The sequence below is a fragment of the Burkholderia sp. D-99 genome (assembly GCF_011605345.1).
In the GTDB taxonomy this organism is placed as follows: Bacteria; Pseudomonadota; Gammaproteobacteria; order Burkholderiales; family Burkholderiaceae; genus Burkholderia.
Genome location: NZ_JAAOXM010000003.1, coordinates 116,798 through 142,695, shown reverse-complemented (window position 1 = coordinate 142,695; position 25,898 = coordinate 116,798). Strand labels below are relative to the sequence as shown.

At 66.7% G+C, this 25,898-nt stretch carries 28 protein-coding genes and 1 riboswitch; of the genes, 12 read left to right on the top strand and 16 right to left on the bottom strand.

What is annotated here, in order from left to right:
- Positions 1-18 precede the first annotated feature (18 nt).
- The 3 genes from HAV18_RS14620 (at position 19) to HAV18_RS14610 (ending at position 3,367) form a co-directional block, all read left to right on the top strand.
- On the top strand, positions 19-1,017 hold the full coding sequence (locus tag HAV18_RS14620) for a 2-hydroxyacid dehydrogenase (protein WP_166957010.1): 999 nt from the start codon (positions 19-21) through the stop codon (positions 1,015-1,017).
- Positions 1,018-1,197: 180 nt separating this feature from the next.
- Entirely contained in the window at positions 1,198-1,959 is a 762-nt protein-coding gene (gene bluB, locus HAV18_RS14615) for a 5,6-dimethylbenzimidazole synthase (protein ID WP_166957008.1), read from the top strand.
- A gap of 238 nt (positions 1,960-2,197) precedes the next feature.
- Positions 2,198-3,367, top strand: coding sequence for an MFS transporter (locus HAV18_RS14610; RefSeq protein WP_166957006.1), 1,170 nt, complete (start codon positions 2,198-2,200; stop codon positions 3,365-3,367).
- 165 nt (positions 3,368-3,532) lie between these two features.
- On the opposite strand, the gene HAV18_RS14605 is transcribed toward HAV18_RS14610, so the two are convergent.
- Positions 3,533-4,666, bottom strand: coding sequence for an RNA-guided endonuclease TnpB family protein (locus tag HAV18_RS14605; protein ID WP_166957004.1), 1,134 nt, complete (start codon positions 4,664-4,666; stop codon positions 3,533-3,535).
- Between the two features lie 113 nt (positions 4,667-4,779).
- Here HAV18_RS14605 and HAV18_RS14600 point away from each other — a divergent pair, with 113 nt between their 5' ends.
- Complete coding sequence (locus HAV18_RS14600) at positions 4,780-5,940, top strand: MFS transporter (protein ID WP_166957002.1); 1,161 nt, start codon at positions 4,780-4,782, stop codon at positions 5,938-5,940.
- Between the two features lie 237 nt (positions 5,941-6,177).
- On the opposite strand, the gene fahA is transcribed toward HAV18_RS14600, so the two are convergent.
- The 5 genes from fahA to HAV18_RS14575 are packed head-to-tail and all read right to left on the bottom strand — an operon-like array spanning position 6,178 to position 12,107.
- Positions 6,178-7,482 (bottom strand): fumarylacetoacetase, encoded by a 1,305-nt coding sequence (gene fahA / locus HAV18_RS14595; protein ID WP_166957000.1) that lies wholly within the window; start codon positions 7,480-7,482, stop codon positions 6,178-6,180.
- On the bottom strand, positions 7,479-8,813 hold the full coding sequence (hmgA, locus tag HAV18_RS14590; RefSeq protein ID WP_166956998.1) for a homogentisate 1,2-dioxygenase: 1,335 nt from the start codon (positions 8,811-8,813) through the stop codon (positions 7,479-7,481). Before hmgA ends, fahA begins: the two co-directional genes overlap by 4 nt.
- A 15-nt stretch (positions 8,814-8,828) precedes the next feature.
- Positions 8,829-10,190 carry an MFS transporter gene (locus tag HAV18_RS14585; protein ID WP_166956996.1) on the bottom strand — a complete coding sequence of 454 codons (1,362 nt, stop codon included), beginning with the start codon at positions 10,188-10,190 and terminating at the stop codon, positions 8,829-8,831.
- Entirely contained in the window at positions 10,187-10,417 is a 231-nt protein-coding gene (locus HAV18_RS14580) for a DUF2783 domain-containing protein (RefSeq protein ID WP_166956994.1), read from the bottom strand. The genes HAV18_RS14585 and HAV18_RS14580 overlap by 4 nt, the downstream gene beginning before the upstream one ends.
- A gap of 28 nt (positions 10,418-10,445) precedes the next feature.
- Positions 10,446-12,107 carry an FAD-dependent oxidoreductase gene (locus HAV18_RS14575; protein WP_166956992.1) on the bottom strand — a complete coding sequence of 554 codons (1,662 nt, stop codon included), beginning with the start codon at positions 12,105-12,107 and terminating at the stop codon, positions 10,446-10,448.
- A 364-nt stretch (positions 12,108-12,471) separates the two neighbouring features.
- Between HAV18_RS14575 and HAV18_RS14570 the strand changes: the two genes are divergently transcribed.
- Complete coding sequence (locus HAV18_RS14570) at positions 12,472-13,275, top strand: EAL domain-containing protein (protein WP_166956990.1); 804 nt, start codon at positions 12,472-12,474, stop codon at positions 13,273-13,275.
- Positions 13,276-13,424: 149 nt separating this feature from the next.
- Here HAV18_RS14570 and HAV18_RS14565 read toward each other — a convergent pair whose 3' ends face one another.
- Both HAV18_RS14565 and HAV18_RS14560 read right to left on the bottom strand, forming a co-directional pair.
- A complete protein-coding gene (locus HAV18_RS14565; protein ID WP_166956988.1) occupies positions 13,425-13,835 on the bottom strand; it encodes a GFA family protein in 411 nt (136 codons plus the stop codon).
- Between the two features lie 152 nt (positions 13,836-13,987).
- The gene (locus HAV18_RS14560) at positions 13,988-14,779 is read right to left on the bottom strand and encodes an IclR family transcriptional regulator (RefSeq protein WP_166956986.1); all 792 of its coding nucleotides are present in this window, start codon (positions 14,777-14,779) and stop codon (positions 13,988-13,990) included.
- Positions 14,780-14,894: 115 nt separating this feature from the next.
- Between HAV18_RS14560 and HAV18_RS14555 the strand changes: the two genes are divergently transcribed.
- The gene (locus tag HAV18_RS14555) at positions 14,895-16,082 is read left to right on the top strand and encodes an acyl-CoA dehydrogenase (RefSeq protein WP_021157157.1); all 1,188 of its coding nucleotides are present in this window, start codon (positions 14,895-14,897) and stop codon (positions 16,080-16,082) included.
- A 150-nt stretch (positions 16,083-16,232) separates the two neighbouring features.
- Here HAV18_RS14555 and HAV18_RS14550 read toward each other — a convergent pair whose 3' ends face one another.
- Positions 16,233-16,871: a peroxiredoxin gene (locus HAV18_RS14550; RefSeq protein ID WP_166956984.1), complete on the bottom strand. Its 639-nt coding sequence runs from the start codon at positions 16,869-16,871 to the stop codon at positions 16,233-16,235.
- A gap of 318 nt (positions 16,872-17,189) precedes the next feature.
- On the opposite strand from HAV18_RS14550, the gene HAV18_RS14545 reads away from it, so the two are divergent.
- From HAV18_RS14545 to HAV18_RS14535, 3 genes are all read left to right on the top strand, one after another.
- Positions 17,190-17,492, top strand: coding sequence for a YqjD family protein (locus tag HAV18_RS14545; RefSeq protein WP_166957869.1), 303 nt, complete (start codon positions 17,190-17,192; stop codon positions 17,490-17,492).
- Positions 17,493-17,615: 123 nt separating this feature from the next.
- The gene (locus HAV18_RS14540) at positions 17,616-18,005 is read left to right on the top strand and encodes a phage holin family protein (RefSeq protein WP_166956982.1); all 390 of its coding nucleotides are present in this window, start codon (positions 17,616-17,618) and stop codon (positions 18,003-18,005) included.
- Between the two features lie 43 nt (positions 18,006-18,048).
- Positions 18,049-18,492, top strand: a complete 444-nt coding sequence (locus HAV18_RS14535; protein ID WP_166956980.1) for a DUF3318 domain-containing protein — start codon at positions 18,049-18,051, stop codon at positions 18,490-18,492.
- A gap of 54 nt (positions 18,493-18,546) precedes the next feature.
- Here the strand turns inward: HAV18_RS14535 and HAV18_RS14530 are convergent, their stop codons facing one another.
- The 7 genes from HAV18_RS14530 to glyA form a co-directional block, all read right to left on the bottom strand.
- On the bottom strand, positions 18,547-18,993 hold the full coding sequence (locus HAV18_RS14530) for a type IV pilin protein (RefSeq protein WP_166956978.1): 447 nt from the start codon (positions 18,991-18,993) through the stop codon (positions 18,547-18,549).
- A complete protein-coding gene (locus tag HAV18_RS14525) occupies positions 18,990-19,451 on the bottom strand; it encodes a hypothetical protein (RefSeq protein ID WP_166957867.1) in 462 nt (153 codons plus the stop codon). The genes HAV18_RS14530 and HAV18_RS14525 overlap by 4 nt, the downstream gene beginning before the upstream one ends.
- 202 nt (positions 19,452-19,653) lie before the next feature.
- The gene (locus HAV18_RS14520) at positions 19,654-20,487 is read right to left on the bottom strand and encodes a PilW family protein (RefSeq protein WP_166956976.1); all 834 of its coding nucleotides are present in this window, start codon (positions 20,485-20,487) and stop codon (positions 19,654-19,656) included.
- A complete protein-coding gene (locus HAV18_RS14515; protein WP_166956974.1) occupies positions 20,477-20,887 on the bottom strand; it encodes a hypothetical protein in 411 nt (136 codons plus the stop codon). Before HAV18_RS14515 ends, HAV18_RS14520 begins: the two co-directional genes overlap by 11 nt.
- On the bottom strand, positions 20,884-21,447 hold the full coding sequence (locus HAV18_RS14510; RefSeq protein ID WP_166956972.1) for a GspH/FimT family pseudopilin: 564 nt from the start codon (positions 21,445-21,447) through the stop codon (positions 20,884-20,886). Before HAV18_RS14510 ends, HAV18_RS14515 begins: the two co-directional genes overlap by 4 nt.
- Before the next feature lie 153 nt (positions 21,448-21,600).
- Positions 21,601-22,080, bottom strand: a complete 480-nt coding sequence (gene nrdR / locus HAV18_RS14505) for a transcriptional regulator NrdR (RefSeq protein ID WP_006476792.1) — start codon at positions 22,078-22,080, stop codon at positions 21,601-21,603.
- A 6-nt stretch (positions 22,081-22,086) separates the two neighbouring features.
- Positions 22,087-23,334, bottom strand: a complete 1,248-nt coding sequence (glyA, locus tag HAV18_RS14500; RefSeq protein WP_166956970.1) for a serine hydroxymethyltransferase — start codon at positions 23,332-23,334, stop codon at positions 22,087-22,089.
- A gap of 137 nt (positions 23,335-23,471) precedes the next feature.
- A riboswitch (ZMP/ZTP riboswitch) is annotated at positions 23,472-23,572 on the bottom strand.
- A 180-nt stretch (positions 23,573-23,752) separates the two neighbouring features.
- Here glyA and HAV18_RS14490 point away from each other — a divergent pair.
- The 3 genes from HAV18_RS14490 to tolQ all read left to right on the top strand — a co-directional run bounded on the left by HAV18_RS14490 (position 23,753) and on the right by tolQ (position 25,895).
- Positions 23,753-24,499 (top strand): SDR family NAD(P)-dependent oxidoreductase, encoded by a 747-nt coding sequence (locus HAV18_RS14490; RefSeq protein WP_166957865.1) that lies wholly within the window; start codon positions 23,753-23,755, stop codon positions 24,497-24,499.
- Positions 24,500-24,601: 102 nt separating this feature from the next.
- The gene (ybgC, locus tag HAV18_RS14485) at positions 24,602-25,087 is read left to right on the top strand and encodes a tol-pal system-associated acyl-CoA thioesterase (protein ID WP_166956968.1); all 486 of its coding nucleotides are present in this window, start codon (positions 24,602-24,604) and stop codon (positions 25,085-25,087) included.
- Positions 25,088-25,217: 130 nt separating this feature from the next.
- Positions 25,218-25,895, top strand: coding sequence for a protein TolQ (tolQ, locus tag HAV18_RS14480; protein WP_021157170.1), 678 nt, complete (start codon positions 25,218-25,220; stop codon positions 25,893-25,895).
- The last annotated feature ends 3 nt before the right edge of the window (positions 25,896-25,898 follow it).

Below are 25,898 nucleotides of genomic sequence, written 5' to 3'. Positions count from 1 at the left end.
AGCCTTCGGAGGTGCAGCGTGCGCGTGATCCTGTTCAGCAGCCGGCAGTACGACGACGATTCGTTTGCAGCCGCCAACCGGCAGTTCGGCTATCGGCTGCACTTCCAGCCATCGCACCTCGACGCGGAAACCGCGATCCTCGCGCATGGCTATGACGTCGTCTGCCCGTTCGTCAACGACACCGTCGATGCGGCGGTGCTCGAACGGCTGGCGGACGGCGGCACGCGCCTGATCGCGCTGCGCTCGGCGGGCTTCAACCACGTCGACCTCGCCGCCGCCGAACGGCTCGGCATCACGGTCGTGCGCGTGCCCGCGTATTCGCCGCACGCGGTCGCCGAGCACGCGGTCGCGCTGATCCTCGCGCTCAATCGCCGGCTGCCGCGCGCCGTCGCGCGCACCCGCGAAGGCGACTTCTCGCTGAACGGCCTGCTCGGCTTCGACCTGCACGGCAAGACCGTCGGCGTGATCGGCACCGGCATCATCGGCAGCGTGTTCGCGAAGATCATGATGGGCTTCGGGATGCATGTGCTCGCGCACTCGCTGCCGCCGCACAACGACGAGCTGATCGCGTTCGGCGCACGCTATGTCGAGCTGGACGAGCTGCTGCACCACGCCGACATCGTCAGCCTGCACTGCCCGCTGCTGCCGTCGACGCACCATCTGATCAACGAACGGACGCTCGCACGGATGAAGCACGGCGCGATGCTGATCAACACCGGGCGCGGCGGCCTCGTCGATGCGCAGGCGCTGGTCGATGCGCTCAAGAGCGGCCAGCTCGGCCATCTCGGGCTCGACGTGTACGAAGAGGAAAGCGGGCTCTTCTTCGAGGATCACTCCGACCTGCCGCTGCAGGACGACGTGCTCGCGCGCCTGCTGACGTTCCCGAACGTGATCGTCACGTCGCACCAGGCGTTCTTCACGCGCGAAGCGCTGGCCGAGATCGCGCACACGACGCTGCTGAACATCGAGGCATGGCATGCGGGCGCACCGCAGAACGTCGTGACGGCGAATCGCTGAAAAATCGACGAAAACGGGTCATTTGACGGTTTCCGACGCGACCGCAATCGTTTGCTTTTGGTAATCGCTGCCATTCGAGTCTGTTTAATCAACAATTTCGTTCTTTGTTTCGACTGATGTAACGATTCCCGCGCGCCGTCTGCTATCGTTGCGCCGACGTTACCCCGCCCCCTTCCGTTCATGCGTTTCGACGACTCCGACATCGCCGCCGTCTACCGTGCCATTTTCGAACGGCGCGACATGCGCCACTTCACGCCGGCGCCCGTCGATCCTGCCGTGCTCGCGCGCCTGCTGCGCGCGGCGCATCACGCGCCGAGCGTCGGCTTCATGCAGCCGTGGCGCTTCATCCGCATCACCGATCCCGCGCTGCGCACCGCGATCCACGCGCTGGTCGAGGCGGAGCGCCGCGCAACCGCCGACGCGCTCGGCGAGCGCCAGGACGAATTCATGCGGCTGAAGGTCGAAGGCGTACGCGAATGCGGTGAGCTGCTGGTCGTGGCGCTCGCCGACGGCCGCGAGCGCCACGTGTTCGGCCGCCGCACGCTGCCGGAAATGGATCTCGCGTCCGCCGCGTGCGCGATCCAGAACATGTGGCTCGCGGCCCGCGCGGAAGGGCTCGGGATGGGCTGGGTATCGTTGTTCGACGTCGATGCGCTGCGCACGCTGCTGCGGATGCCCGACGGCGCGAAGCCAATCGCCGTGCTGTGCGTCGGGCACGTCGACGCGTTCTATGCGAAGCCGATGCTGGAGCAGGAGCGCTGGGCCGCGCGGATGCCGATCGAGGCATGCCTGTCCGAGAACGGCTGGGACGATCCGGCTTCGATCGATGCCGCCGGCGCGCCTTCGTCGCGCGCGGACGCGGCAGCGGACACCGGCGCTGATGCCGACGCGGCAAGCACGTCGACCACCGGCGTCGACGGCTCCCCCGAACGCATCGCCTGACGCGCACGCCGTCGCCGGCATCGTTCCGGCCCCGGTGAATTCACCCGCGCAAACCCCGTCGAATCCCACACTGTGAGCTTCACGCGTGCGGCCCCGTCGCACGCCGGCAACATCCGTTTTGGCCCCAAGCGTAGGGGTTTTCACTGAAGTAGAATCGCGGCTGTCGTTCGCCTTACCGTCCGCCCGTCCCGCGCATCCTGCGCCAGCCCGAGCGGCGGCTTTTCCCGAGCCTACCGCGATGCCCTTACCTCTTTTCGCCCTCGCCGTCGCCGCATTTGGAATCGGTACCACCGAATTCGTGATCATGGGGCTGCTGCCCAATGTCGCGCGCGATCTCGGCGTGTCGATCCCGGCCGCCGGGATGCTCGTGTCGGGTTACGCGCTCGGCGTGACGATCGGTGCGCCGATCCTTGCGATCGTCACCGCGAAGATGCCGCGCAAGCGCGCGCTGATGGGCCTGATCGGGCTGTTCATCGCGGGCAACCTGTTCTGCGCGATCGCACCGGGTTATGCGGTGCTGATGGCCGCGCGCGTCGTCACCGCGTTCTGCCACGGCGCGTTCTTCGGGATCGGCTCGGTGGTCGCGAGCAATCTCGTCGCGCCGAACCGTCGCGCGCAGGCGATCGCACTGATGTTCACCGGCCTCACCCTCGCGAATGTGCTCGGCGTGCCGCTCGGCACCGCGCTCGGCCAGGCGTTCGGCTGGCGCGCGACGTTCTGGGCCGTCACCGGCATCGGCATCGCCGCGGCCGCCGCGCTCGCCGTCTGCCTGCCGAAGAATCTCGCGATGCCCGACACCAGCATCACGCGCGAATTCAGCGTGCTGAAGCACCCGCAGGTGCTGATGGTGCTCGGCATCAGCGTGCTCGCATCGGCCAGCCTGTTCAGCGTGTTCACGTACATCACGCCGATCCTCGAGGACGTAACCGGTTTCTCCCCACGCCAGGTCACCTATGTCCTGCTGCTGTTCGGCCTCGGGCTGACGGTCGGCGGCACGCTCGGCGGCAAGCTCGCCGATTGGCGCCGGATGCCGTCGCTGATCGCGACGCTCGCGCTGATCGGCGTGGTCCTCGCGCTGTTCGCGGGCACGATGCACCTGCCGTTCGCCGCGCTCGCCACGATCTTCGTGTGGGGCATCCTCGCGTTCGCGATCGTGCCGCCGCTGCAGATCCTGATCGTCGACCGCGCAAGCGACGCGCCGAACCTCGCCTCGACGCTGAACCAGGGCGCGTTCAACCTCGGCAACGCAACCGGTGCGTGGCTCGGCGGGATGGCGATCGGCTCCGGCGTGTCGCTCGTGAACCTGCCGTGGGTCGGCGTCGCGATGGCCGTCGCCGCGCTGGCGCTCACGCTGTGGTCGGCGTCGCTCGAACGCCGCCCCGTGGCCGCACCGACCGAATACGTGTAACGCCCCCCGCGCGCATTCGTTGCGCGCGCAACTCGAGCAACCTCACTCGGACCTGATGGCCTTCATGGACCTTTCAAGGTCCGCGGTGTAGCATCCCGGCCGTTGACTACTCTCATCCCGAAAGGAGGAGTATTCCCACTTCGCTGAATGCAACCCGACATCGCCTCAAAGAGACATGGGATTTACGCTTTCTCCATGGGCTGACACCACCAGTCCGGCGGCCAAAACATTACGAGCTGCGTTGATATCTCGGTCATGGGACGCTGCGCATGATGGACAGACCCAAGCGCGCACTTTCAACGGCAGCGTGGTTACGGTGAGTCCGCAATTGCTACATCGCTTGCTGGACGGATACCAGCGATCGATGCGGATCAACGTGCGGCCGTACCACTCGGCCTTGTACGTCAGTTGCCGAACGAATTCCGACCAACTGGCGTCGCTGATCGATTTTGCGAGCTTCCGGTTCTTCAGCATGTGCCTCACGGCAAGGCTCTCGATGGCGATCACTTGGTTTTCGTTGATCAACCGTGCCGAAAGCTTGTGCAGGAAATCCCTGCGGCAATCTGCTATCCGGGCAAGCATGCGTGCGACTTTGAGTCTTGCCTTCCGGCGGGTGGCGGAACCCTTTTGCTTCCTCGCCAACCTCCGTTGCAATTTGGCGAGTTTGGTTTCGTTTTTGCGAAATGTATTCGGTGCAGCGATCTTTTCGCCTGTCGAAAGAACGACAAAATCTGTCAACCCGAAATCGATGCCGACCACGGCGGTTACTTCCGGTTTTGCAGAAACCATGTCGTCGCAAAGCATCGATACGTGGTATCGACCGGCCGTGTCTTTCGACACCGTGACGGTCGTTACCCTCGCGTCTTTCGGAATCGAGCGCGACCAACGGATAGGAAGCGGCACACCCATCTTCGCCAGCTTCAGCGACGTGCCATCCCATCTGAAAGCGCTCGCCGTGTACTCGGCGGATTGCGCGCCGTCCTTGCGTCGAAAGCTCGGGTACTTCGCACGCTTGGCGAAGAAGTTCGCAAACGCCGTCTGCAGGTGGCGTAGCGCTTGCTGGAGTGGAACAGAACTGACTTCGTTCAGCCACGCATGTTCGGGCTTCCTCTTCAGCGCGGTAAGTGCGGCGGATGTTTCGTGATAGCCGACGCGTACCTGACGCTGCTGCCACGCATCGGTCCGCATGCGCAGCATGTGGTTATACACAAAGCGCGCACACCCAAACGTCCGGGCAAGAATCGCTGCTTGCTCGGGTGTCGGATAGAACCGGAATCGGTAGGCGCGTTTGATGTCCATGGGTCACACCATGGCACATGCTTGTGTTCCCCTCAAGCCTCGGAGAAGCGGCTGTGCGGCCAGACTCCTTTCGCTCTCCGCAATGAAGCTCCAGGTTTCATGAAACATGTCCGATGAAAGCAATTCTCAATCGTGATTTCCTCGCGTTGATCCTGAGCGTCGCGGTCGTCGGCCTCGGAACCGGCGCCACGCTGCCGCTCACCGCGCTCGCGCTGACCGAGGCCGGCCACGGCACCAACGTCGTCGGCATGCTGACGGCCGCGCAAGCCCTCGGCGGCCTCGCAATCGTCCCGTTCGTCACCGCGCTCGCGCGCCACATCGGCTCGCGCCGCGCGATCGTCGTATCGGTCGTGCTGCTCGCGGCCGCCACCGCACTGATGCAGTTCACGTCGGACCTGATCCTGTGGGGCGTGCTGCGCGTGCTGTGCGGCGCCGCGCTGATGCTGCTGTTCACGATCGGCGAGGCGTGGGTCAACCAGCTCGCCGACGATTCGACCCGCGGCCGCGTCGTCGCGATCTACGCGACCAATTTCACGCTGTTCCAGATGGCGGGCCCCGTGCTCGTGAGCCAGATCGCCGGTGCGACGAGCATCCGCTTCGCGCTGTGCGGCGCGCTGTTCCTGCTCGCGCTGCCGACGCTCGCGACGATCCGGCGCGCGCCGCTCGCCGGCGACGACGCGCATCACGAAGCGCACGGCCGCTGGCTCGATATCCTGCCGCGCATGCCTGCGCTGATCATCGGCACCGGGTTCTTCGCGCTGTTCGATACGCTCGCGCTGTCGCTGCTGCCTCTCTACGCGATGGATCACGGCGTCGCGAGCGCGACCGCCGTGCTGCTCGCATCGATCATGCTGTTCGGCGATACCGCGATGCAGTTCCCGATCGGCTGGCTCGCGGACAAGCTCGGCCGAGAGCGCGTGCACCTCGGCGCGGGCTGGATCGTGCTGGCCGGCCTGCCGCTGCTGCCGTTCGTGATCGCGAACCCGTGGTTGTGCTGGCCGCTGCTGTTCGTGCTCGGCGCGGCGGCCGGCAGCATCTACACGCTGTCGCTCGTCGCGTGCGGCGAACGCTTCCGCGGTGCGGCGCTCGTCACCGCGAGCTCGCTCGTGTCGGCGTCGTGGAGCGCCGCGAGCTTCGGCGGCCCGCTGGTCGCCGGTGCGTTGATGGAGCAACTGGGCAGCAACGCGCTGGTCGGCGTGCTGGTCGTCTGTGTCGCCGCGTTCGTCGCGGCCGCGCTGTGGGAACGACGCGCCGCGTTGCAACGCGCGGTCTGACATCGGCGCTGTCGATGTCGATGTCGATGTCGATGTCGATGTCGATGTCGATGACGCAGACGCAGACGCAGACGCAGACGCAGACGCAGACGCAGACGCAGACATTAAAAATCGTACACCGCGTCACACATCTGCACACCCGCGCTGCCGCCCCCGGCCGGCCAAACAAAAACGGCCCGCTCAATGCGGGCCGCCCAGTCCTTCCTGACTACGTGTTACGCGTCGCGCTGCGATCCGTCACGCGCTCCGCGCCGGCAGGATCTTGCCGGCACACGCGCCGAAGCCGACACGATAGCCGTCGCCCTGGCACCAGCCCGCGAGGGTGAGCTCATCGCCGTCCTCGATGAACGTGCGGCTGCCGCCACCATTCAGCGCAACCGGTTCCTTGCCGTTCCACGTCAGTTCGAGCAGGCTGCCGAACGAATCCTTCGTCGGCCCGCTGATCGTGCCCGAACCCATCAGGTCGCCCACGCGCGTATTGCACCCGGCGACCGTGTGATGCGCGAGCTGCTGCGCCATCGTCCAGTACATGTGCTTGAAGTTCGTGCGGCAGATCGACGTCGCCTGCTCCGCCCCTTCCGCGCGCAGCGTCACTTCGAGCGCGATGTCGAACGCATGCTTGCCCGCGTGCTGCAGATACGCGAGCGGCTGCGGCGATTGCTCGGGCTGCGCGGTGCGGAACGGTTCGAGCGCGTCGAGCGTGACGATCCACGGCGAGATCGTCGTCGCGAAGGTCTTCGCGTTGAACGGGCCGAGCGGCACGTATTCCCACTGCTGGATGTCGCGCGCGCTCCAGTCGTTCAGCAGCACCATCCCGAAGATATGCGCTTCCGCGTCCTCGCACGCGATCGGCTCGCCGAGCGCGTTGCCACGGCCGACGATGAAGCCCGTCTCCAGTTCGATGTCGAGCTTGCGGCACGCGCCGAACACCGGACGCTCCTGGTCGGGCAGCTTCAACTGGCCGTTCGGGCGCCGCACCGGCGTGCCGCTCACGACTACCGACGACGCGCGGCCGTTGTAGCCGATCGGCATCTCCGACCAGTTCGGCAGCAGTGCATTCTTCGGATCACGGAACATCGAACCGACGTTGGTCGCATGCTCCTTCGACGAATAGAAATCGGTATAGCCGGGAATCTCGACCGGCAGGTGCAGCGTCGCGTCGCGCTGCGCAACGAGCACTTGCGCGCGCAGCGCCGCGTCGTCACGCAACCGTGCGTTGTCCCGCGAGAACAGGTTCGACAACTGCACACGCACGCTGCGCCATGCGTCGCGGCCGAGCGCGATGAACGCGTTGAGCGTCGGCGCGGCGAACACGTCGACGCCCGCCGGCAGCGTCACGAGGCCCGCGCGCGCGAGCGCCGCGAGATCGACGATCTGGTCGCCGAGCGCCACGCCTGCGCGGTGCGCCGTCTGCTTCGCATCGCTGAAGATCCCGAACGGCAGGTTCTGGATCGGGAAATCGCAGGCGGGATCGTTTGCCGTCTCGACCCAGCTCTTGCGGGCCGGGTCGAGCGTCGCGCGCCAGTCTTGGATGTCGCTCATTTTTGCTCCGGATTGAAGTGTTTCTTGATGCCTTGCCAGCATTCGAAGTAGTCCGCCTGCAGCTGCGCGGTGTCGAGCGCGTAGCGCGTCGGCCGGATCAGCGTGCGGGTTTCGAACATGAACGCCATCGTCGCGTCGACCTTGTGCGGCTTCGTCGTATCGCTCGCGGACGCCTTCTCGAACGTGTCCGCGTCGGGCCCGTGGCCCGACATGCAGTTGTGCAGGCTCGCGCCGCCCGGCACGAAGCCTTCGGCCTTCGCGTCGTACGCGCCGTGCACGAGCCCCATGAACTCGCTCGCGACGTTACGGTGGAACCAGGGCGGGCGGAACGTGTCCTCGGCCGCGAGCCAGCGCGGCGGGAAGATCACGAAGTCGATCGTGTCGACGCCCGGCGTGTCGCTCTGCGACTGCAGCACGAGGAAAATCGACGGATCGGGATGGTCGTAGCTGATCGAGCCGATCGTGTTGAACAGGCGCAGGTCGTATTTGTACGGTGCGTAGTTGCCATGCCACGCGACGACGTCGAGCGGCGAATGGCCGATGTCCGCGCGCCACAGCCGGCCGTTCAGCTTCGCGATCAGCTCGAACGCGCCTTCGCGGTCTTCGTATGCGGCCTGCGGCGTCAGGAAGTCGCGCGGGTTCGCGAGACCGTTCGAGCCGATCGGGCCGAGATCCGGCAGGCGCAACTGCGCGCCGAAGTTTTCGCAGATGTAGCCGCGCGCGTCGCCGTCCGGCAGCGCGACGGCAAACCGCACGCCGCGCGGGATTACCGCGATCTCGAACGGCTCGACGTCGAGTCGGCCGAATTCGGTCGCGATGAACAGGCGCCCCTGCCGCGGCACGATCAGCAGTTCGCCGTCCGCGCTGTAGAAGAAGCGGTCCTGCATCGAGCGGTTCGCCGCGTACAGGTGGATCGCGCAGCCGTTCATCGCGGCCGCCGAGCCGTTGCCGGCCATCGTCACCAGCCCGTCAACGAAATCGGTCGGCTCGACCGGCATCGGCAGCGGATCCCAGCGCAGCTGGTTCGGCGGCGTCGGCGGCACGTCGGCCGAGTCGCCGAATTCCGACACGAGCCGCTGCGGGCCCGCGTACGGTTCGAACGGCCGGTGCACCGCCGCCGGGCGGATGCGGTACAGCCACGAGCGGCGGTTGTGGCCACGCGGCGCGGTAAACGCGGTGCCCGACAGTTGCTCCGCATACAGCCCGTACGGTGCGCGCTGCGGCGAGTTGCGACCGTGCGGCAGCGCGCCGGGCAGCACCTCGGTCGCGAATTCGTTCGCGAAACCGCTCAGGTAGCCGGCGGTTGCCGGTTTCGACAGGTCAAGCGTCATCGTTTCCTTTCTCCATCAATTCAAGGCGGCGTTCGGCGCCTGCGCGCCGCTGCGTCGCGTTACGCCCGCCAGACCAAGGACGAACAGCGCCGAGCACAGCACGGGCACCGCGGCCGCGTGGAACAGCGCGCCGTTCGACCAGTTGAGCGCAATCAGCTGCCCGCCGACGAGCGGCCCGAGCACCGAGCCGATCCGGCCGATGCCGAGGCTCCAGCCAATGCCCGTCGAGCGCAGCGACGTCGGGTAATACTGGCCCGCCAGCGCGTTCACGGCCGGCTGCCCGCCGACCACGCAGAACCCGCCCGCGAACACGACCACCAGCAGCCACGGCAGCGCATGCGCAACCGAGCCGATCAGCCCCACCGACACGGCTGCGCACGCGAAGCACACGAACAGCACGCGCACGAAGCCGTAGCGTTCGATGAACCAGCCGAGCGACAGCGTGCCGATCACGCCGCCCGTCTGCAGCACCGTGCCGACAATCACCGCCGTGCCCGGCGAATAACCGGCATCGCGCATCACGGTCGGCAGCCAGTTCGACAGGAAGTACAGATCGATCAGGTTCATGAAGCTGATCGCCCACAGCAGCAGCGTGACCGGCAGGCGGCCATGACTGAACAGCTCGGCGACCGGCGCGCCGGTCGCGGCCCGTTCGCGCACGACGAGCCGCGTGTTCGCATCGATGCCCGCCTGCGGCGCGAAGCGCACGAGCCAGTCGCGTGCCTGCGCGACGCGCCCTTTCAGCACCAGGAACTGCAGCGATTCGGGCAGCCGCGCGACCATCGCGATCGTGAGCACGAGCGGCACCGCGCCGCCGACGAAGAACACCGAACGCCAGCCGAGCGCCGGAATCAGCGCGGCACTGATGAAGCCGCCGATCGCTGCGCCGAGCGTGAAGCCGCACGACACGATCATCATCCGCTTCACGCGATGCGTGGCCGGGCTGAACTCGCCGACCAGCGCCATCGCGTTCGGCATGATGCAGCCGAGGCCGAGGCCCGTGACGAAGCGCAGCGCCATCAGCACCGGGATCGAATCCGCGAACGGCGTCGCGAGCATCGTTACCGCGAAGAACAGCGTCGAGCCGATCAGCACCGGGCGCCGCCCGATCCGGTCGGCCAGCACCGACAGCCCGAGCGCGCCGAGCAGCATGCCGAACAGGCTCGCGCTGAATACCGGACCGAGCGCCTGCTTCGGCACGCCCCATTCCGCGATCACGCTCGGCGCGACATAACCCATCGCCTGCGCATCGAACCCGTCGATCACGAGGCACAGCCCGCACAACACGAGCAGCATCCAGTGAAAGCCCGGGTTGCGGGTCTCGTCGATCACGCGCTCGACTTCGAGCACGCGTGCGTCGGCCAGCGCCGCGCTCATTGCGCGCCCCCGGTGGCCGGATGCACGGGCGGCGTCACGCCCTGGCGCGCGAGCGCCATCGCGTCGCGCAGCACGTCAGCGTCGCCGATCTGGTTCGCGAGCAGCAGGATCAGCTTCGCGTTGACGAGCTGGCTGTCGGCGTCGGACAGGTCGCGATGCATGTCGATCAGCGCTTCGTAGAACGCGTCCGGGTCAGCCAGGCGCGGGCGGGTGTCGAGTGAGGGCATGACGGGGTCTCCGGTTTCTTTATCGTATTCAGCGTGCGCAGGTCGCGCGCGCCAGTGCGTCGGCAAGCGCTTGACGCTCGAGCGTGCGCGTGCGGGCGCAGACATGCTGGTCCGGGCGCAGCAGATAGAACGTGCCGGGCTTCGCGTCGTAGCGTTGCGCGACAAAGCCGTCGACGTCCTCCACGACGTCGACACCCGCGACCGGCTGCGCGTGCCCGGCCGGCACGACGAGCACGGGCCGCACCGGCAGCGCGAGGCCGTCGAGCGCCTGCGCGAGCGCGGCCGCATCGCCCGGCAGCCCGAACAGCACGCCGGTGAAGCCGCTGCCCAGATGCTGCAGCAGCCAGCCCGGCGCGCCCTGCGCACGCACCGGCGCATCGGCCGCCGCGGCACCCGGGCGCATCGCGCCCGCGAATGCGTCGCCGTTGCGATCCGGCGTGTTCAGCGGCGAATCGGCCAGCACCGCCGGCACCGACAGGCGGCCGCTGTTCACGAGCTTGCGCGCGAACTCGCAGTCGCGCGCAAGCTTCAGCGTCGCGTCGCGGAACACGCGCGACACCGGGCTCTTCGGCGTGATGAAGTCGGTCGAGCGCGTCGAGTTGCGGATGTTCTCGTCGGCCGCGAACTCGCGCTCGCTCGCATACGTATCGAGCAGGCTGTCGGCCGAACGGCCGTCGAGCACGAGCTTCAGCTTCCATGCGAGGTTGTCGGCGTCCTGCACGCCGCTGTTCGCGCCGCGCGCGCCGAACGGCGACACGCCGTGCGCGGAGTCACCCGCGAACAGCACGCGGCCGTGACGGAACGACTCCATCCGCTGGCAGCGGAACGTATAGACGCTCACCCATTCGAGCTCGAATTCGACATCCGGCCCGAGCAGCGCGCGCACGCGCGGGATCACGCGCTCCGGCTGCTTCTCGGCGACCGGATCGGCATCCCAGCCGAGCTGGAAGTCGATGCGCCACACGTTGTCGGGCTGGCGATGCAGCAGCACCGACTGATTGGGGTGGAACGGCGGGTCGAACCAGAACCAGCGCTCGGTCGGAAACTCCGCCTTCATCTTCACGTCGGCGATCAGGAAACGGTCCTTGAACGTCCGGCCGTGGCTTTCGAGGCCCATCATCGTGCGCATCAGGCTGCGCGAGCCGTCGGCCGCGATCACGTACTGCGCGCGCAGCGTCGCGATGCCTTCCGGCGTCTCGATCGTCAGCGCCGCGTGCTCGGCCGACTGCTCGATGCCCGTCACCTTGTGCTTCCAGCGGATGTCGATGTTCGGCAGCTCGAACGCGCGGTCGGCCAGATAGCCTTCGACGTAGTACTGCTGCAGGTTGATGAACGCCGGGCGCGCATGCCCTTCCTCGGGCAGCAGGTCGAACGCGTAGAGCTGCTCGTCCTGCAGGAACACCTTGCCGACGTGCCAGCTCACGCCCTTGTCGACGAAGCGCTCGCCGCAGCCGAGCCGGTCGAAGATCTCGAGCGTGCGCTTCGCGAAGCAGATCGCGCGCGAGCCGGTCGACAGCGTGTCGTCGTCGTCGAGCAGCACGACGGGCACGCCCTGCTGCGCGAGGTCGATCGCGGCCGCGAGGCCCACCGGGCCCGCGCCGACGACGATCACCGGGTGAACGGTCGCGTCCTGCGCACGCGGACGGTATTCGAACTTCAGCGTCTGGTAATCGATGCTCATGGTCGCCATCCGCCCCTCAATCCTGCCGGGCGCGCGCCGGCACGCCCGTCATCCCGCCCGTCGCCTGCCGGCGCGCCGCGCCGCTGTCCCGCGTGCAATGCCTGTCAACCGCCACGTCTCGCTCCTTGCTTCCTGTTGATTCGTGAACGGCGCCGTTTCGCGGCGCCCGCCTGCCGCATTTCTTGATCGGCGACAAATCCTGGATTTACGAATAGTAAAACCAATTACGAATAGTGAAATCAACGTAAACCCTAGGCGAAGCTGCGAGAACGGGATAAACATATGAGCGAAACGCCAAGCCGAGCTTGGCCGGCGCTGCTAATATCAAGCTACGAGGCGGCCCGTTCGGCCGCCGTTTTTCCTTCTTACGCCGATGATTCCGCCCACCATTCCCGAGCTGGTCGCCCGTGCCGGGCAACTGCCGTATCTGCGGGATCACCTCGCGCTTGCCGAAGGCGGCGTCGCGAGCGCGAATCTGCCGGAGCGCACGCTCGGCAGCGCTTACGAACCGATCTACGACGTGACGATGCCCGGCGCGCCGCAATCGACGTCGTTCGCCGATACGATCGAGCGCTACGGCGACGAGCTCGGCTTCCAGGCCGTCACGCTCGTTACCGGTGCGGTGCACGATCCGGTCGACTCCGCCGTCGACGACCAGACGCTCGTCGCGATCGACCGCCTGTCGCGCGCGCTGCACGCGATCAACTTCTTCGGCGCGCAGCGCCACGGGCTGTTGTTCCTGCGCGTGCACGAACGCCTGCTGAAGAGCGTGAAGTACGACCACGGCAAGCATTTCTCGTCGGTGCTGCAGCGCTTCGGGCTGCCGACCGAGCGGATCGTGATCGAGCTGCCGGCGGTCGCGGTCGCGCACAAGACCTTCCTCGGCTACCTGACGCGCAGTTACCAGCATCACGGCTTCAAGGTCGCGGACAAGCTGCCCGACCCGGGCCGCATCCTCGCGGTCGAATCGGAGATGGCGCGCCCCGACTACATCAAGATGGATGCAGGCATCGCGTTGCGCGACGGGATGGTCAAGGCGCTGGTCGCGTATGCGCAGCGCGTGCGGATTCCGCTGATCTTCGACGGCGTCGTCGACGAAACACAATGCGAGCTGCTGCGTCAGCACGACGTGCGGTTCATGCAGGGGCCGGTGTTCGCGAAGGTCGTGACGGCCTGAGCGGATGAGAAAACCTGCGCGCGCGAGGTGCGGCGCGCAGGGTGGCGGGTGCCGGTCGTGGGTCTTTTGGTGCTTATGGGATGTGGGAATCGGGCCGCCAGGCGTGCCCCGCTGCTCGACACCTGCCCGTCAGTGCCGATGGTTACCGCTTATGCCCTTCCGCCTTCGTCATACTTGGGCAGCTCGTCACCGATCTCGACGCCCGGGAAACGATCCCCGTACCAGACGTGCCACGCCGAACGTAGTCGCGACGGCTCGTCGAGCGTCGCGCTATTGATCTCGACCGTCTTCGGCGCGTCGATCAGCCGGTATTCGAGCTGCGCGCCGCAACGGCCGCAGAAGCGCCGCTCGCCCCACGCGCTCGACGCGTAGACGGTCGGCTCGCCCCGCAGGTATTCGAACGCGTCGATCGGCACCGATGCCGACGCGACAACCGCCGCGCCGGTCGTGCGCTGGCAGAGCCGGCAGTGGCAGAAACCGGCGTCGATCGGAACGTGGGCGATACGGTAGCGAATCGCGCCGCACGCGCATCCGCCTTCCATCGGCTCCGGATGAGACATCGCAAACCTCTTCGTTGTCGGGAAGCTGGCGAACGATGATGAGCGCGGTTCGCTCCGGTTGCAACAGACGACGGCGGCAACTCGCGCTCCTGTTCCCGCGAACGCCGGCGCCACATGGTCACAGCGGCGACCATTGCCGCGCGCCGCCTTGTTCAGGCCGTCTGCCCGAGCCGCTGCGCGAGCGCCTTCAGCTTCGGCCCGACCTGCGTTCGGAACACGTCCTCGTCCATCGACGAGGCAGGACCGCTGCAGCTCAGGATCAGCCAGCGCCCCTCGCGCGGCTCGCGAAACGGCACGGCCGCCGCGTTCACGTCCATGTGCCACGCGCGGAACGAATAGCAGCAACCGCCGGCCGAGAACTCGGCCACCGCTTGCTGCGCGGCGGCGACGAGCACATCGGCGTCGGCCGCGCCGCCGGCCGCGCGATGCAGCTCCGCATAGAGCGCGCGGCGCACTTCCTCCGGCTGCACGGCCAGGTACGCGCGCCCCATCGAGCTTGTCAGCATCGACAGCCGCGAGCCGGGCGCGAGCCCGAGCGTCAGCGCCGTCTCGCTGCGGATCGTCTCCAGATAGATCATGTCGAGCCCGTCGCGGCAGCCGAGCGACACGGCCGCGCCGATCTCGCGCGCGAGCGCCTGCATGTGCGGCCGCGCGAGGTCGATCGTGCCCGATCCCGACAGCAGCGCGTAGCCGAGCGACAGCACGCCGGCGTCGAGCGCATACTTTCCGAGCGTCTCGTCGTAGCGCAGGTAGCCGAGCACGGTCAGCGTGTACGCGAGCCGGTTCACGGTCGCCTTGGGCAGCCCCGTGCGCTCCGCGAAGTCACGGTTGCCGAGCATCGTCTCGCCGGGCCGGAATGCTCGCAGCAGGTCGAGCCCGCGCGCGAGCGCTACGACGAACTTGCGCTCGTCGATCGTGGTTTCGTCGATGGTTGAAAGTGTCATCTGGTGCTACACTGGGTTCGATTTGCAAAACATTGTTCCGCACAGCGGAACCTCAGTCAAGCAAACTTTTGGCATGGGGCCCGGCTGGAAGACCGGACCAACAGGAGATGAGACGATGAGTGCTGCAACTTTTCATTGGGACGATCCGCTGCTGCTCGACCAGCAACTGACCGAAGAAGAGCGGATGGTGCGCGACGCAGCGCAGGCGTACGCGCAGGACAAGCTCGCACCGCGCGTCACCGAAGCGTTCCGCCACGAGCGTACCGACGCCGAAATCTTCCGCGAGATGGGCGAAGTCGGCCTGCTCGGCCCGACGATTCCCGAGGAATACGGCGGCCCCGGCCTCAATTACGTAAGCTACGGGCTGATCGCCCGCGAAGTCGAGCGCGTCGATTCAGGCTACCGGTCGATGATGTCCGTGCAGTCGTCGCTCGTGATGGTCCCGATCTACGAATTCGGCTCCGACGCGCAGAAGCAGAAATACCTGCCGAAGCTCGCGACCGGCGAGTGGATCGGCTGCTTCGGGCTGACCGAGCCGAACCACGGCTCCGACCCGGGCAGCATGGTCACCCGCGCGAAGAAAGTGCCCGGCGGCTACTCGCTGTCCGGCGCGAAGATGTGGATCACGAACTCGCCGATCGCCGACGTGTTCGTCGTGTGGGCAAAGCTCGAGGAGAACGGCAAGGACGCGATCCGCGGCTTCATCCTGGAGAAGGGCTGGAAGGGCCTGTCGGCACCCGCGATCCACGGCAAGGTCGGGCTGCGCGCATCGATCACCGGCGAGATCGTGCTCGACGAGGTGTTCGTGCCGGAAGAGAACCTGATGCCGAACGTGAGCGGCCTGCGCGGCCCGTTCACGTGCCTGAACTCGGCCCGCTACGGGATCGCATGGGGCGCGCTGGGCGCCGCCGAATCGTGCTGGCACACCGCGCGCCAGTACGTGCTCGACCGCCAGCAGTTCGGCCGGCCGCTCGCCGCGAACCAGCTGATCCAGAAGAAGCTCGCGGACATGCAGACCGAGATCACGCTCGGCCTGCAAGGCGTGCTGCGCCTCGGCCGGATGAAGGATGAAGGCACGGCGGCCGTCGAGATCACGTCGATCATGAAGCGCAACTCGTGCGGCAAGGCGCTCGACATCGCCCGGCTCGCGCGCGACATGCTCGGCGGCAACGGCATCTCCGACGAATTCGGCGTCGCGCGCCACCTCGTGAACCTCGAAGTGGTCAACACGTACGAAGGCACGCACGACATCCACGCGCTGATCCTCGGTCGCGCGCAGACGGGCATCCAGGCGTTCTTCTGATCGTCCGGATGCGGCGCGCCCGGCAGCCACGCCGCACCGCGCACGCGCCAAAGACACGGCCCGCCCGGCATCACTGCCGGGCGGGCCGTTTTTCATCGGATCCGCGCTCCGGGCCGGCGGCCCGGTATTGCGTTCATGTGCCGCCGATGCTTACTTGTTCGGCTGCGGCGTGAGACGCAGATACGGACGCACTGCGTTGAAGCCCTTCGGGAAGCGCTTCTTCAGCTCTTCCGGATCCTGCAGCGACGGCACGATCACGACGTCGTCGCCATCCTTCCAGTTACCGGGCGTCGCGACCTTGTAGTTGTCGGTCAGTTGCAGCGAGTCGATCACGCGCAGCACTTCGTCGAAGTTGCGCCCCGTGCTGGCCGGGTACGTGATGGTGAGCCGCACCTTCTTGTTCGGGTCGATCACGAACAGCGAACGCACCGTCAGCGTTTCGTTCGCGTTCGGGTGGATCATGTCGTACAGCTGCGAAACCTTGCGGTCCGCATCGGCGATGATCGGGAAGCCGACGACCGTCGACTGCGTGTCGTTGATGTCGTTGATCCAGCCCTTGTGCGATTCGACACCGTCGACCGACAGCGCGATCACCTTCACGTTGCGCTTCTCGAATTCGCCCTTCAGCTTCGAGGTCAGCCCGAGTTCGGTCGTGCACACCGGCGTGTAGTCGGCCGGATGGGAGAACAGGACCCCCCAGCTGTCGCCCAGCCACTCGTGAAACTTGATCGGGCCCAGGCTCGATTCCTGCTCGAAATCCGGTGCGATGTCGCCAAGACGCAGACTCATGATGTTCCCTCCTCGAACGATGCTGGTTGAAACCGCGCCCGGGTCGGCGCGGGAAAGTCTGTCAGCTTACGGGAAGCAATGGGGCCTGCGAACGATTATTCCGTTTGATATTCATACTTTTTTGTCATTTTTGCCTGGTGTCGATGCAGCGCGGGCGGCTGCCCGGGAAACTTTTCACCCCGTTTGCCGCTCTGTTGATGATTACAAGTCGTTTACCATGCGGTCTTGCACTACCGTCGTGTGTCTTCCCGGCTCGCCAGCAGGCAGGCGTTTCGCTACGATGTGAACCTGCAGCATGACAGCATGAAGGGAGTTGCAATGTCGGAAATCAACAAGGAGAAACTGATGTCGGATATCAAAACCGTTCTGTCGGACGCCGAAGACCTGCTCAAGCAAGCTGCGAGCAGCACGGGCGACCGTGCGGCCGAGCTGCGCGAAAAAGCCATGTCGCGTCTGAAGCAGGCCAAGGACAAGGCAGCCGACGTCCAGGTCGTGGTGGTCGAGAAGGGCAAGAAGGCCGCACGCGCAACCGACGATTACGTGCACGAGCATCCGTGGACGTCGATCGGCGTCGCCGCCGGCGTCGGCGTGCTGATCGGCCTGCTGATCAACCGCAAGTAACGCGCTCTGCGCCGTTTCGTCCCGTCGGCCGCGTCGCGCGGCCTGCGGGCGTCGAAGCCAGCCGGCGGTTTCCGCCGGCCGGCTTTGTTCTAGCTGCACACTGCACGCGCACGCACCTCACCCATGACGACAGACACCACCTCGCAGCCGTCCGGCCAAGGACCGCTGCGCCGCCTCGTCGGCTCCGCGATCGGCCTGCTGCAAACGCGCCTCGAACTCGTGGGCATCGAGCTTGCCGAGGAGAAGGAGCGCCTGATGGGCGTGCTGTTCCTCGGGCTCGCCGCGATGATGCTTGCGACGATGGCACTCATCAGCCTGACCGTACTCGTCGCGATCGCGTTCTGGGATACCTACCGCTGGCAGTCGCTCGCGGCGATCACCGCCCTGTATGCCGCAGGCGGGATCGTGTGCGCACTGAAGGCCCGCTCGGGCCTGCGCGACGCGCCGACCGTATTCGAGGCGACGCTCGCCGAACTCGAGAAAGACCGCGAACTGTTCCGCGGCAAGCCGTGAACGCAGTCGCGCTCACCCCTCCCACCTACTTCGCCGACGCGCCATGAGCCAGAACGTCACGGGCAATTCACCCCGCTCCCATTCGTCGCGATCGAACTGGAGCGCGTCGCAGCATCGCGCGCTCCGCAAGGAACTGCTGATCCTGCGATCCGAAGTCGAGCGGCTCGAACTCGCGGAAGCCGCCGGCGAAATGCGTCAGGCCGTCACGCGCTTCAGCTGGCTCAAGGTGTTCGTCCCCGGCCTGTCCAGCAACAAGTTCAGCCAGTCCGCCAAGAACCTGAACGCGAGCCTCGGCAATCTCGTCAACCAGTATCCGATGCTGAGTTCGCTCGCCTCGCTCGTGCTCGCAAAGCCCGTTCGCTCGCTGCTGCGCGCGAGCGCGGGGCCCGCGCTGAAGTGGGGCACCCTCGGTTTCGCGGCATGGGAGGTCTACCGGATCTGGAAGCAGTCCCGCAACGAGCGCGGGCTCGACACGCACGACGACTGACCGTCGGCATCCTGCGCGCACGGCCATGCGCCGTGGCGCGCCTTCGATCCGAACTCAACGCACACCCCAGCACGCCGCGACCTGTCCGTCGGCGGCATCGCTTCTCACATTGCCTTTCGTCCCGTCCGAGCGCAGCGTGAATGCGCCGCATGCATCGTCATGCATCGGGCCCGTGTCGAGCGGGATTGCTTCCAGTTCATAGCTCACCGGTGAATCGTCGCCGTCCGGCCGCCTGAGCGCCAGTCGATAGACCGCGCGCCCGTCCGGCGGCGCTTGCGTGAGCGCCGTCGGCAATGCCGAAGGCGGCACACCCTCCAGTGTTTCGAGATATTGGGCCGCCCGGTACAGCGCAGCGACCGCCGACGCGCGATGAACGCGCACGACATGCTCGCGATACGACGGGACGCCCCATCCGGCCAGCACCGCGACGATCGCGAGCACGATCATCAACTCGATCAGCGTGAAGCCCGCCGAACGGTACACGGACATGCGACCGTTCATCGAAGCACCGTCGCGACGCGACGCCAGCGCAAGGAGACGATGTGTCCGTCGCGGATCGCGACCTGATGCTGCAGCCAGACGGCGCTCGATGCATGCGCACCGACGCCACGCGCAGTGACGACGTAAGCGCGACCGCCGGCCGGCCCTGCCCCGCGCCACGCTTCGATCAGGCATCGCGGCGGTTGCACGGCCATCGGCCATCCGGCGAACGGTGCAAACGCTTCGGCAACCGCCAGTGCCGGCATGCGCCGCCACGCGTCGGGCTCCGCGTGCGACTCCCCTTCGCTCACATAGGGCGCCGAGCCCCGGCGCAATCGCGTCGTGCACGCAACAAGCGCGGCATCGGCCGCGTGGAATGCGACCAGCCGATCGGACAACGCGCGCGTGCGGCGCGATTCCGTCAGCGCAGCGTCGAACCACGTGCCTGTCAGCGCTGCAACCGCCGCGCCAACCGCGATCACCGCGGGCAATGCAACGCCCGCTTCGCGATGCCAATCGGGCTGGCTGACCGCAAGCGTATGTACGGCGCTCGCCGGCCCGTTGCCAGGGCCTCCGCGCCTGCAGCTTGCCGCGGATCTTCGCCGCTTGTCGCGACATGCTCGTGCGTGTTGCCTGCCGCGACGCATCGTGAGCTCTCCGGCGCGTACTGCCCCGCTCCGTTCATCGCAGCACCTCGCGCTCGTTCGTTGCATCGCGCGACGTATCGTCGAATGCACCCGCGGAATTCCTCAACGCGACGATGCGATCGAGCGTCATACGCGCGCGGCCGTCTTGCGCAACGACCGTGCGGCCGTCGCAGTCGACGTGCCGCGCCGGCTCGCCCGACGGTTCACCGCGCGCCCGCACGCAGACATGCACGGCCACGACATCGCGCCAGTCGTCGACGCGCATTGCATCGGCATCGACGAACTGCGTGCCGCCGCGACGCAGATAGCGCACCCGCAACTGATCGATTCCCGACACGACCGGCTGTGGCGTGCCCGGACGGCCGTTTCCTTCGCAATACAGTTCGGGTTCGCCCGTCGACGGACTGACATGCACATCGAAGCGGTTCTCCAGCGGCGCACGTTCGCCGGACACGCCGACACCCTGCCCGAGGCAATCCGACACCTGGCCGCTAACGGTGGACCACGTCGACACTGCATCGCCGACATAACGAATCAGCAACGCGTCCGACGCAGCGCGCACGGGCTCGCACCGTACTTGCGCGCCATTTCCCCTCACGCGTGCCATCGAACAGCCGAACACCGGCGGCAACGACGACACGCCTCGCACATCGAGCGGCCGGAATCCTGCCATCTGGATCTGCTGGCCGATCAGCATCAGTGCGGTACCGGCCGCATCGCGCATCCGGAACCCGTCATCCGCACGCCGCTGTGCAACGCGCTGCGCGTGGTACAGCGCACCGGCCGCCGCGAGCACCAGCAGACCGACGGTCATCGCGATCAACACTTCAAGCAACGTATGCGCGCGCATGCGGCGATCAGCGTTCATCGGCGTCGGTCTCCCGATACGGAATCCGGACGCACGACGGCGGCTGCGCCGACCTCCCCACCGCTTCGCATCGCGGCCCGGTAGCCGCATTGCCGCCTCGCCAGCCGACAACCGCGTAGCGGACGCCACCCGGCCCGTCACCACGCGTCAGCGCGCCGCCGGGCAGCGACGCCGCGGCCCGCGCCGCGAGGCCATCGTCAACCTCCGCGGCTACGTGCAAGCGCTCGATACGCGCATCGGCCAGCCACAGCGCGCGCTCACGCCAGATCGTCGCGCGCTGTGCACGCGCCATCGCAAGCTGGCTGCCCGCCACAGCCAGCACCACAGCCGCGAGCAGCGCGATGGCCAGCATCGCTTCGATCAGCGACGTTCCGCGCATTGCGTTGCGCACGGCGCTCACGCCGCGTCGCAGCGGCCGGCGACAACCCGCGCCCGGCCGCCTGCCGCGATCAGCACGCAACGCGATGCACGCGCGTCATCGGCCCCCGACACGTCGCGTCGCGGACGCAATTCGAAACGCCGGATGCCACCGATTGCCTGACCGACCGGCGGTGCAAACGCGAGATCGTGCGCCGCACCCGCGACGGCCACTTCGGCATCGCGCGGATAGCGCCTCAGCACGCGCGACTGCCCGTCGACCTGCCCGCTGACGATCCAGTCGCACGACCATTCGGCCGGATCGCACCGCTCACCGGCACGTAGACAGGTGCTGCCGCTCCCGGCTCTGCACAGCGTGACGCGTACACCGAGACGGGTCGCCTCGGACCGTGCAAACGACAGTGCGCCGAGCAACGCGCGCGAGCGTGCATCCACACGTTCGCGCATGCGCCACTGGTCGAACGCGGGCGCCGCGTGGAGCGCGAGCCCGGCCGCCAGCGAGATGGCGACCATCAGCTCGACGAGCGTGAACCCGCCGGAGCGTCGCAACACATTATTCAGGGGTTGAGCGTGCAGTCCCATCGCAGCCGTCCTTCGCCAAGGTGATGCGACGACTGTAGCGACGCGTGCGGACGCGCGCCATTTGCCGAATGGCCGACTGGCGGCATGCGATAGCGGCCGACACAATCGGCACGAACTGACCCAACGGAGAAGACGATGAACGGACGCAGCGCGTCAGCGCTTACGCGGAGTCTTGGCGGGAGAGGCGCGACGGAACTCTTCGATCACGTCGGCAAATTCGGAAACGTCCTCGAACCGGCGATACACCGATGCGAAGCGGACATAAGCGATCGTATCGAGGCCGCGCAACTCGTTCATCACGAGTTCGCCGAGCTTCTCGCTACGCACTTCGCGCTCGCCTGTCGCGAGCAGTTGATACTCGATGCGGGCGACCGCCGCGTCGATCGCGTCGGCAGCAACCGGCCGCTTGCGCAGCGCGAGTTGCATGCTGGCGACGATCTTGCGACGGTCGAATTCCGTGCGGCTGCCGTCCTTCTTCACGACGAACGGCAGGGACAGCTCGACCCGCTCGTACGTCGTGAAGCGCTTGTCGCAAGCCGAGCAGCGACGGCGCCGCCGGATCGCGGCGCCATCTTCGGACACGCGCGAGTCCACGACCTGCGTGTCGTCATGCCGGCAGAACGGGCAGCGCATCGTCGATCAGCGATAGACCGGGAAACGCTTGGTCAGCTCGGCGACCTGCGCGCGCACGCGCTCGATCGTCGCCGCATCTTCCGGGTTGTCCAGCACGTCCGCGATCAGGTTGCCCACCTGTTCCGCTTCCGCCGGACCGAACCCGCGCGTCGTCATCGCCGGCGAGCCCAGGCGCACGCCGCTCGTCACGAACGGCTTTTCCGGGTCGTTCGGGATCGCGTTCTTGTTCACCGTGATGTGCGCCGCGCCCAGCGCCGCTTCCGCTGCCTTGCCCGTGATGTTCTTCGCGCGCAGGTCCACCAGCATGACGTGGCTTTCCGTACGACCCGACACGATCCGCAGCCCGCGCTTCACCAGCGTTTCAGCCAGTACGCGTGCGTTCTCGACCACCTTCTCCTGGTACGACTTGAACTCCGGCGACAGCGCTTCCTTGAACGCCACCGCCTTGCCGGCGATCACGTGCATCAGCGGGCCGCCCTGGATCCCCGGGAAGATCGCCGAGTTGATCGGCTTCTCGTACTCCGCCTTCATCAGGATCACGCCGCCGCGCGGGCCGCGCAGGCTCTTGTGCGTCGTCGTCGTCACGAAGTCCGCGTGCGGCACCGGGTTCGGGTACACGCCCGCCGCGATCAGGCCCGCGTAGTGCGCCATGTCGACCATCAGGTACGCGCCCACCGACTTCGCGATCTTCGCCAGACGTTCGAAATCGATCTTCAGCGAGAACGCGGATGCGCCCGCGACGATCAGCTTCGGCTTGTGTTCCTGCGCGAGCTTCTCGGCCGCTTCGTAGTCGATGTCTTCGTTCTCGTTCAGGCCGTAGCTCACCACGTTGAACCACTTGCCCGACATGTTCACCGGCGAACCATGCGTCAGGTGGCCGCCGTGCGCGAGGCTCATGCCCATGATCGTGTCGCCCGGCTTGAGCATCGCGAAGAACACGCCCTGGTTTGCCTGCGAACCCGAGTTCGGCTGCACGTTCGCGGCTTCCGCGCCGAACAGCTGCTTCACGCGGTCGATCGCCAGCTGCTCCACCACGTCCACGTATTCGCAGCCGCCGTAGTAGCGCTTGCCCGGATAACCTTCCGCGTACTTGTTCGTGAGCTGCGAGCCCTGCGCGGCCATCACGGCCGGGCTCGTGTAGTTTTCCGACGCGATCAGCTCGATGTGATCTTCCTGGCGGCGGTTTTCCTGCTCGATCGCGGCAAAGATTTCGGGATCGACGTTCGCAATGGTGCTTTGGGCTCTGTCAAACATACGGTTTCCGTTAAGTGTGTACAGGTTGACCGGAGCGGCCGAGTACGGTGCGCTGCTGGCGGGACCAGCTCGACGTGGCGGAAGAATCCGTATGACGCGAGGCAGGACAGCCACCGGCGATGCACGCGACGGCGCACAACGGCTGCCCAGGCGAACGGCAAAAACGGCGCCCCGCGCTTCACGGTGGGATGCTCCACCTTGAACCCGAAGGGTTCTATCGCCAGTCACGCAGGGGTGATGAGCGCGTTAGTGTATTGGATGCGTCATGAATAGGCAACCGCACGGCGGTGCGCCGGAAGCAATTGGGGCCAGACTCTACGCGCCCGTGCCGGAACGCTTTGCCGCCTTGCCGCGGTGCGGCAATCTCAGTAGGCTTGCGGGATACCACCCGCTATTTTGTCATCGACCAGGAGCAGCAATGATCGTGTTCGTCACAGGCGCGTCCGCCGGCTTCGGCGCCGCCATCGCCCGTGCCTTCGTCAACGGAGGCCACCGCGTCGTCGCGACCGCGCGCCGCAAGGATCGTCTCGATGCGCTCGCCGCCGAACTCGGCGACGCCCTTCTGCCGCTCGAACTCGACGTACGCGATCGCGCGGCCGTCGAGGCCGTACCGGCCGCCCTTCCCGCCGAATTCGCGGCACTCGACGTGCTCGTCAACAACGCCGGCCTCGCGCTCGGCGTCGAGCCGGCCCAAAAGGCCAGTCTCGACGAATGGCACACGATGATCGACACGAACTGCACCGGCCTCGTCACGGTCACGCACGCGCTGCTGCCCGGCATGATCGAGCGCGGCCGCGGCCATGTCTTCAATCTTGGCTCGGTCGCCGGTTCGTACCCTTATGCGGGCGGCAACGTCTACGGCGCAACCAAGGCTTTCGTCAGACAATTCAGCCTGAACCTGCGCGCCGACCTGCTCGGCACGCCGTTGCGCGTCACCGACATCGAGCCGGGCCTGTGCGGCGGCACCGAATTCTCGAACGTCCGCTATCGTGGCGACGACGCAAAAGCGGCGAACGTCTATAACAATGTCCAGCCGCTCATGCCCGAGGACATCGCCGACACGATCTACTGGATCGCGACACGCCCTGCGCATGTCAACGTCAACACGATCGAGCTGATGCCGATCGCGCAAGCACCCGGCGGCCCGACCGTCCACCGCGGCTGAAGCCCTGCGGGCCCGGCCCTTCCGGGCCGGCCCGCAGTGTGCTACGGCATACTACATTCCGTTACGAATCGGTTACGAATCAGGCTTCTGCCTTCCGGTAGAATGCGCGCCATGACCCAGCCTACCCGCTCCCCGGAAGCGCCCTCCGGCTTCATCTGGCCGGTGCGCGTGTACTACGAGGATACCGACGCAGGCGGCATCGTCTTCTATGCCAACTACCTGAAGTTCTTCGAACGCGCCCGCACCGAGTGGCTGCGCGCATGCGGCATCGACCAGCGTGGGCTCGCCGACGATACCGGCGCGATCTTCGTGGTCCGCAGCACGTCGCTCGACTACCGCGCACCGGCGCGACTCGACGACACGCTGGCGATCACGAGCCGGCCAGGACGCATCGGTCGCGCATCGGTGGAATTCACGCAGGAAGCCTGGTGTGGAGACACGCTGCTCGTGGCCGGACACATCCGTCTCGGCTGCGTCGACCGTACCGGCATCCGGCCCGCGGCCATCCCGCCGGCGGTGCTCGACGCGCTGCAGCGCGGGCCCGTCATCAACGACGAGCAGACTGCACTGTCAACGAAGCTCGCATGAGCGCCGTTTAGACAAAGCCTATGAACTTGCCTTTCTGATTCGATACTAAGCAAGGTTCGGCGCCAGGCATGGCCGGCGCGCCGCGCCGCACGCATACCGAGCGCCCCGAAGGGACGTTACTCAAACCTCTATGAACACTTCTCAAGACCTGTCGATCATTTCCCTCGTCCTCAACGCGAGCGTGCTGGCCCAGGCCGTGATGGGGCTGCTGTTGCTGCTGTCGCTGATGTCGTGGACCTTCATCTTCCGCAAGTGGTTCGCGATCCGCCGCGCACGCGCGCAGACCGAACGCTTCGAGAAGGATTTCTGGTCGGGCGGCGACCTGCAAGCGCTGTACCAGAGCGCGGCCAACAACCGCCACACGATCGGCGCGCTCGAGCGGATCTTCGAATCGGGCATGCGCGAGTTCCTGAAGGCGAAGGAAAAGCGCATCAGCGATCCGGGCCTCGTGCTCGACGGTGCACGCCGCGCGATGCGCGCGTCGTTCCAGCGTGAAATGGACGTGCTCGAAGCGAACCTCGCGTTCCTCGCGTCGGTCGGCTCGGTCAGTCCGTACATCGGCCTGTTCGGCACGGTCTGGGGGATCATGAACTCGTTCCGCGGCCTCGCGAACGTGCAGCAGGCCACGCTCGCGAACGTCGCGCCAGGCATCGCCGAGGCGCTCGTCGCCACCGCGATCGGCCTGTTCGCCGCGATTCCGGCGGTGGTCGCGTACAACCGCTACGCGCACGACATCGACCGGCTCGCGATCCGCTTCGAGACCTTCATCGAAGAGTTCTCGAACATCCTGCAGCGTCAGGCCCAGTAAGGA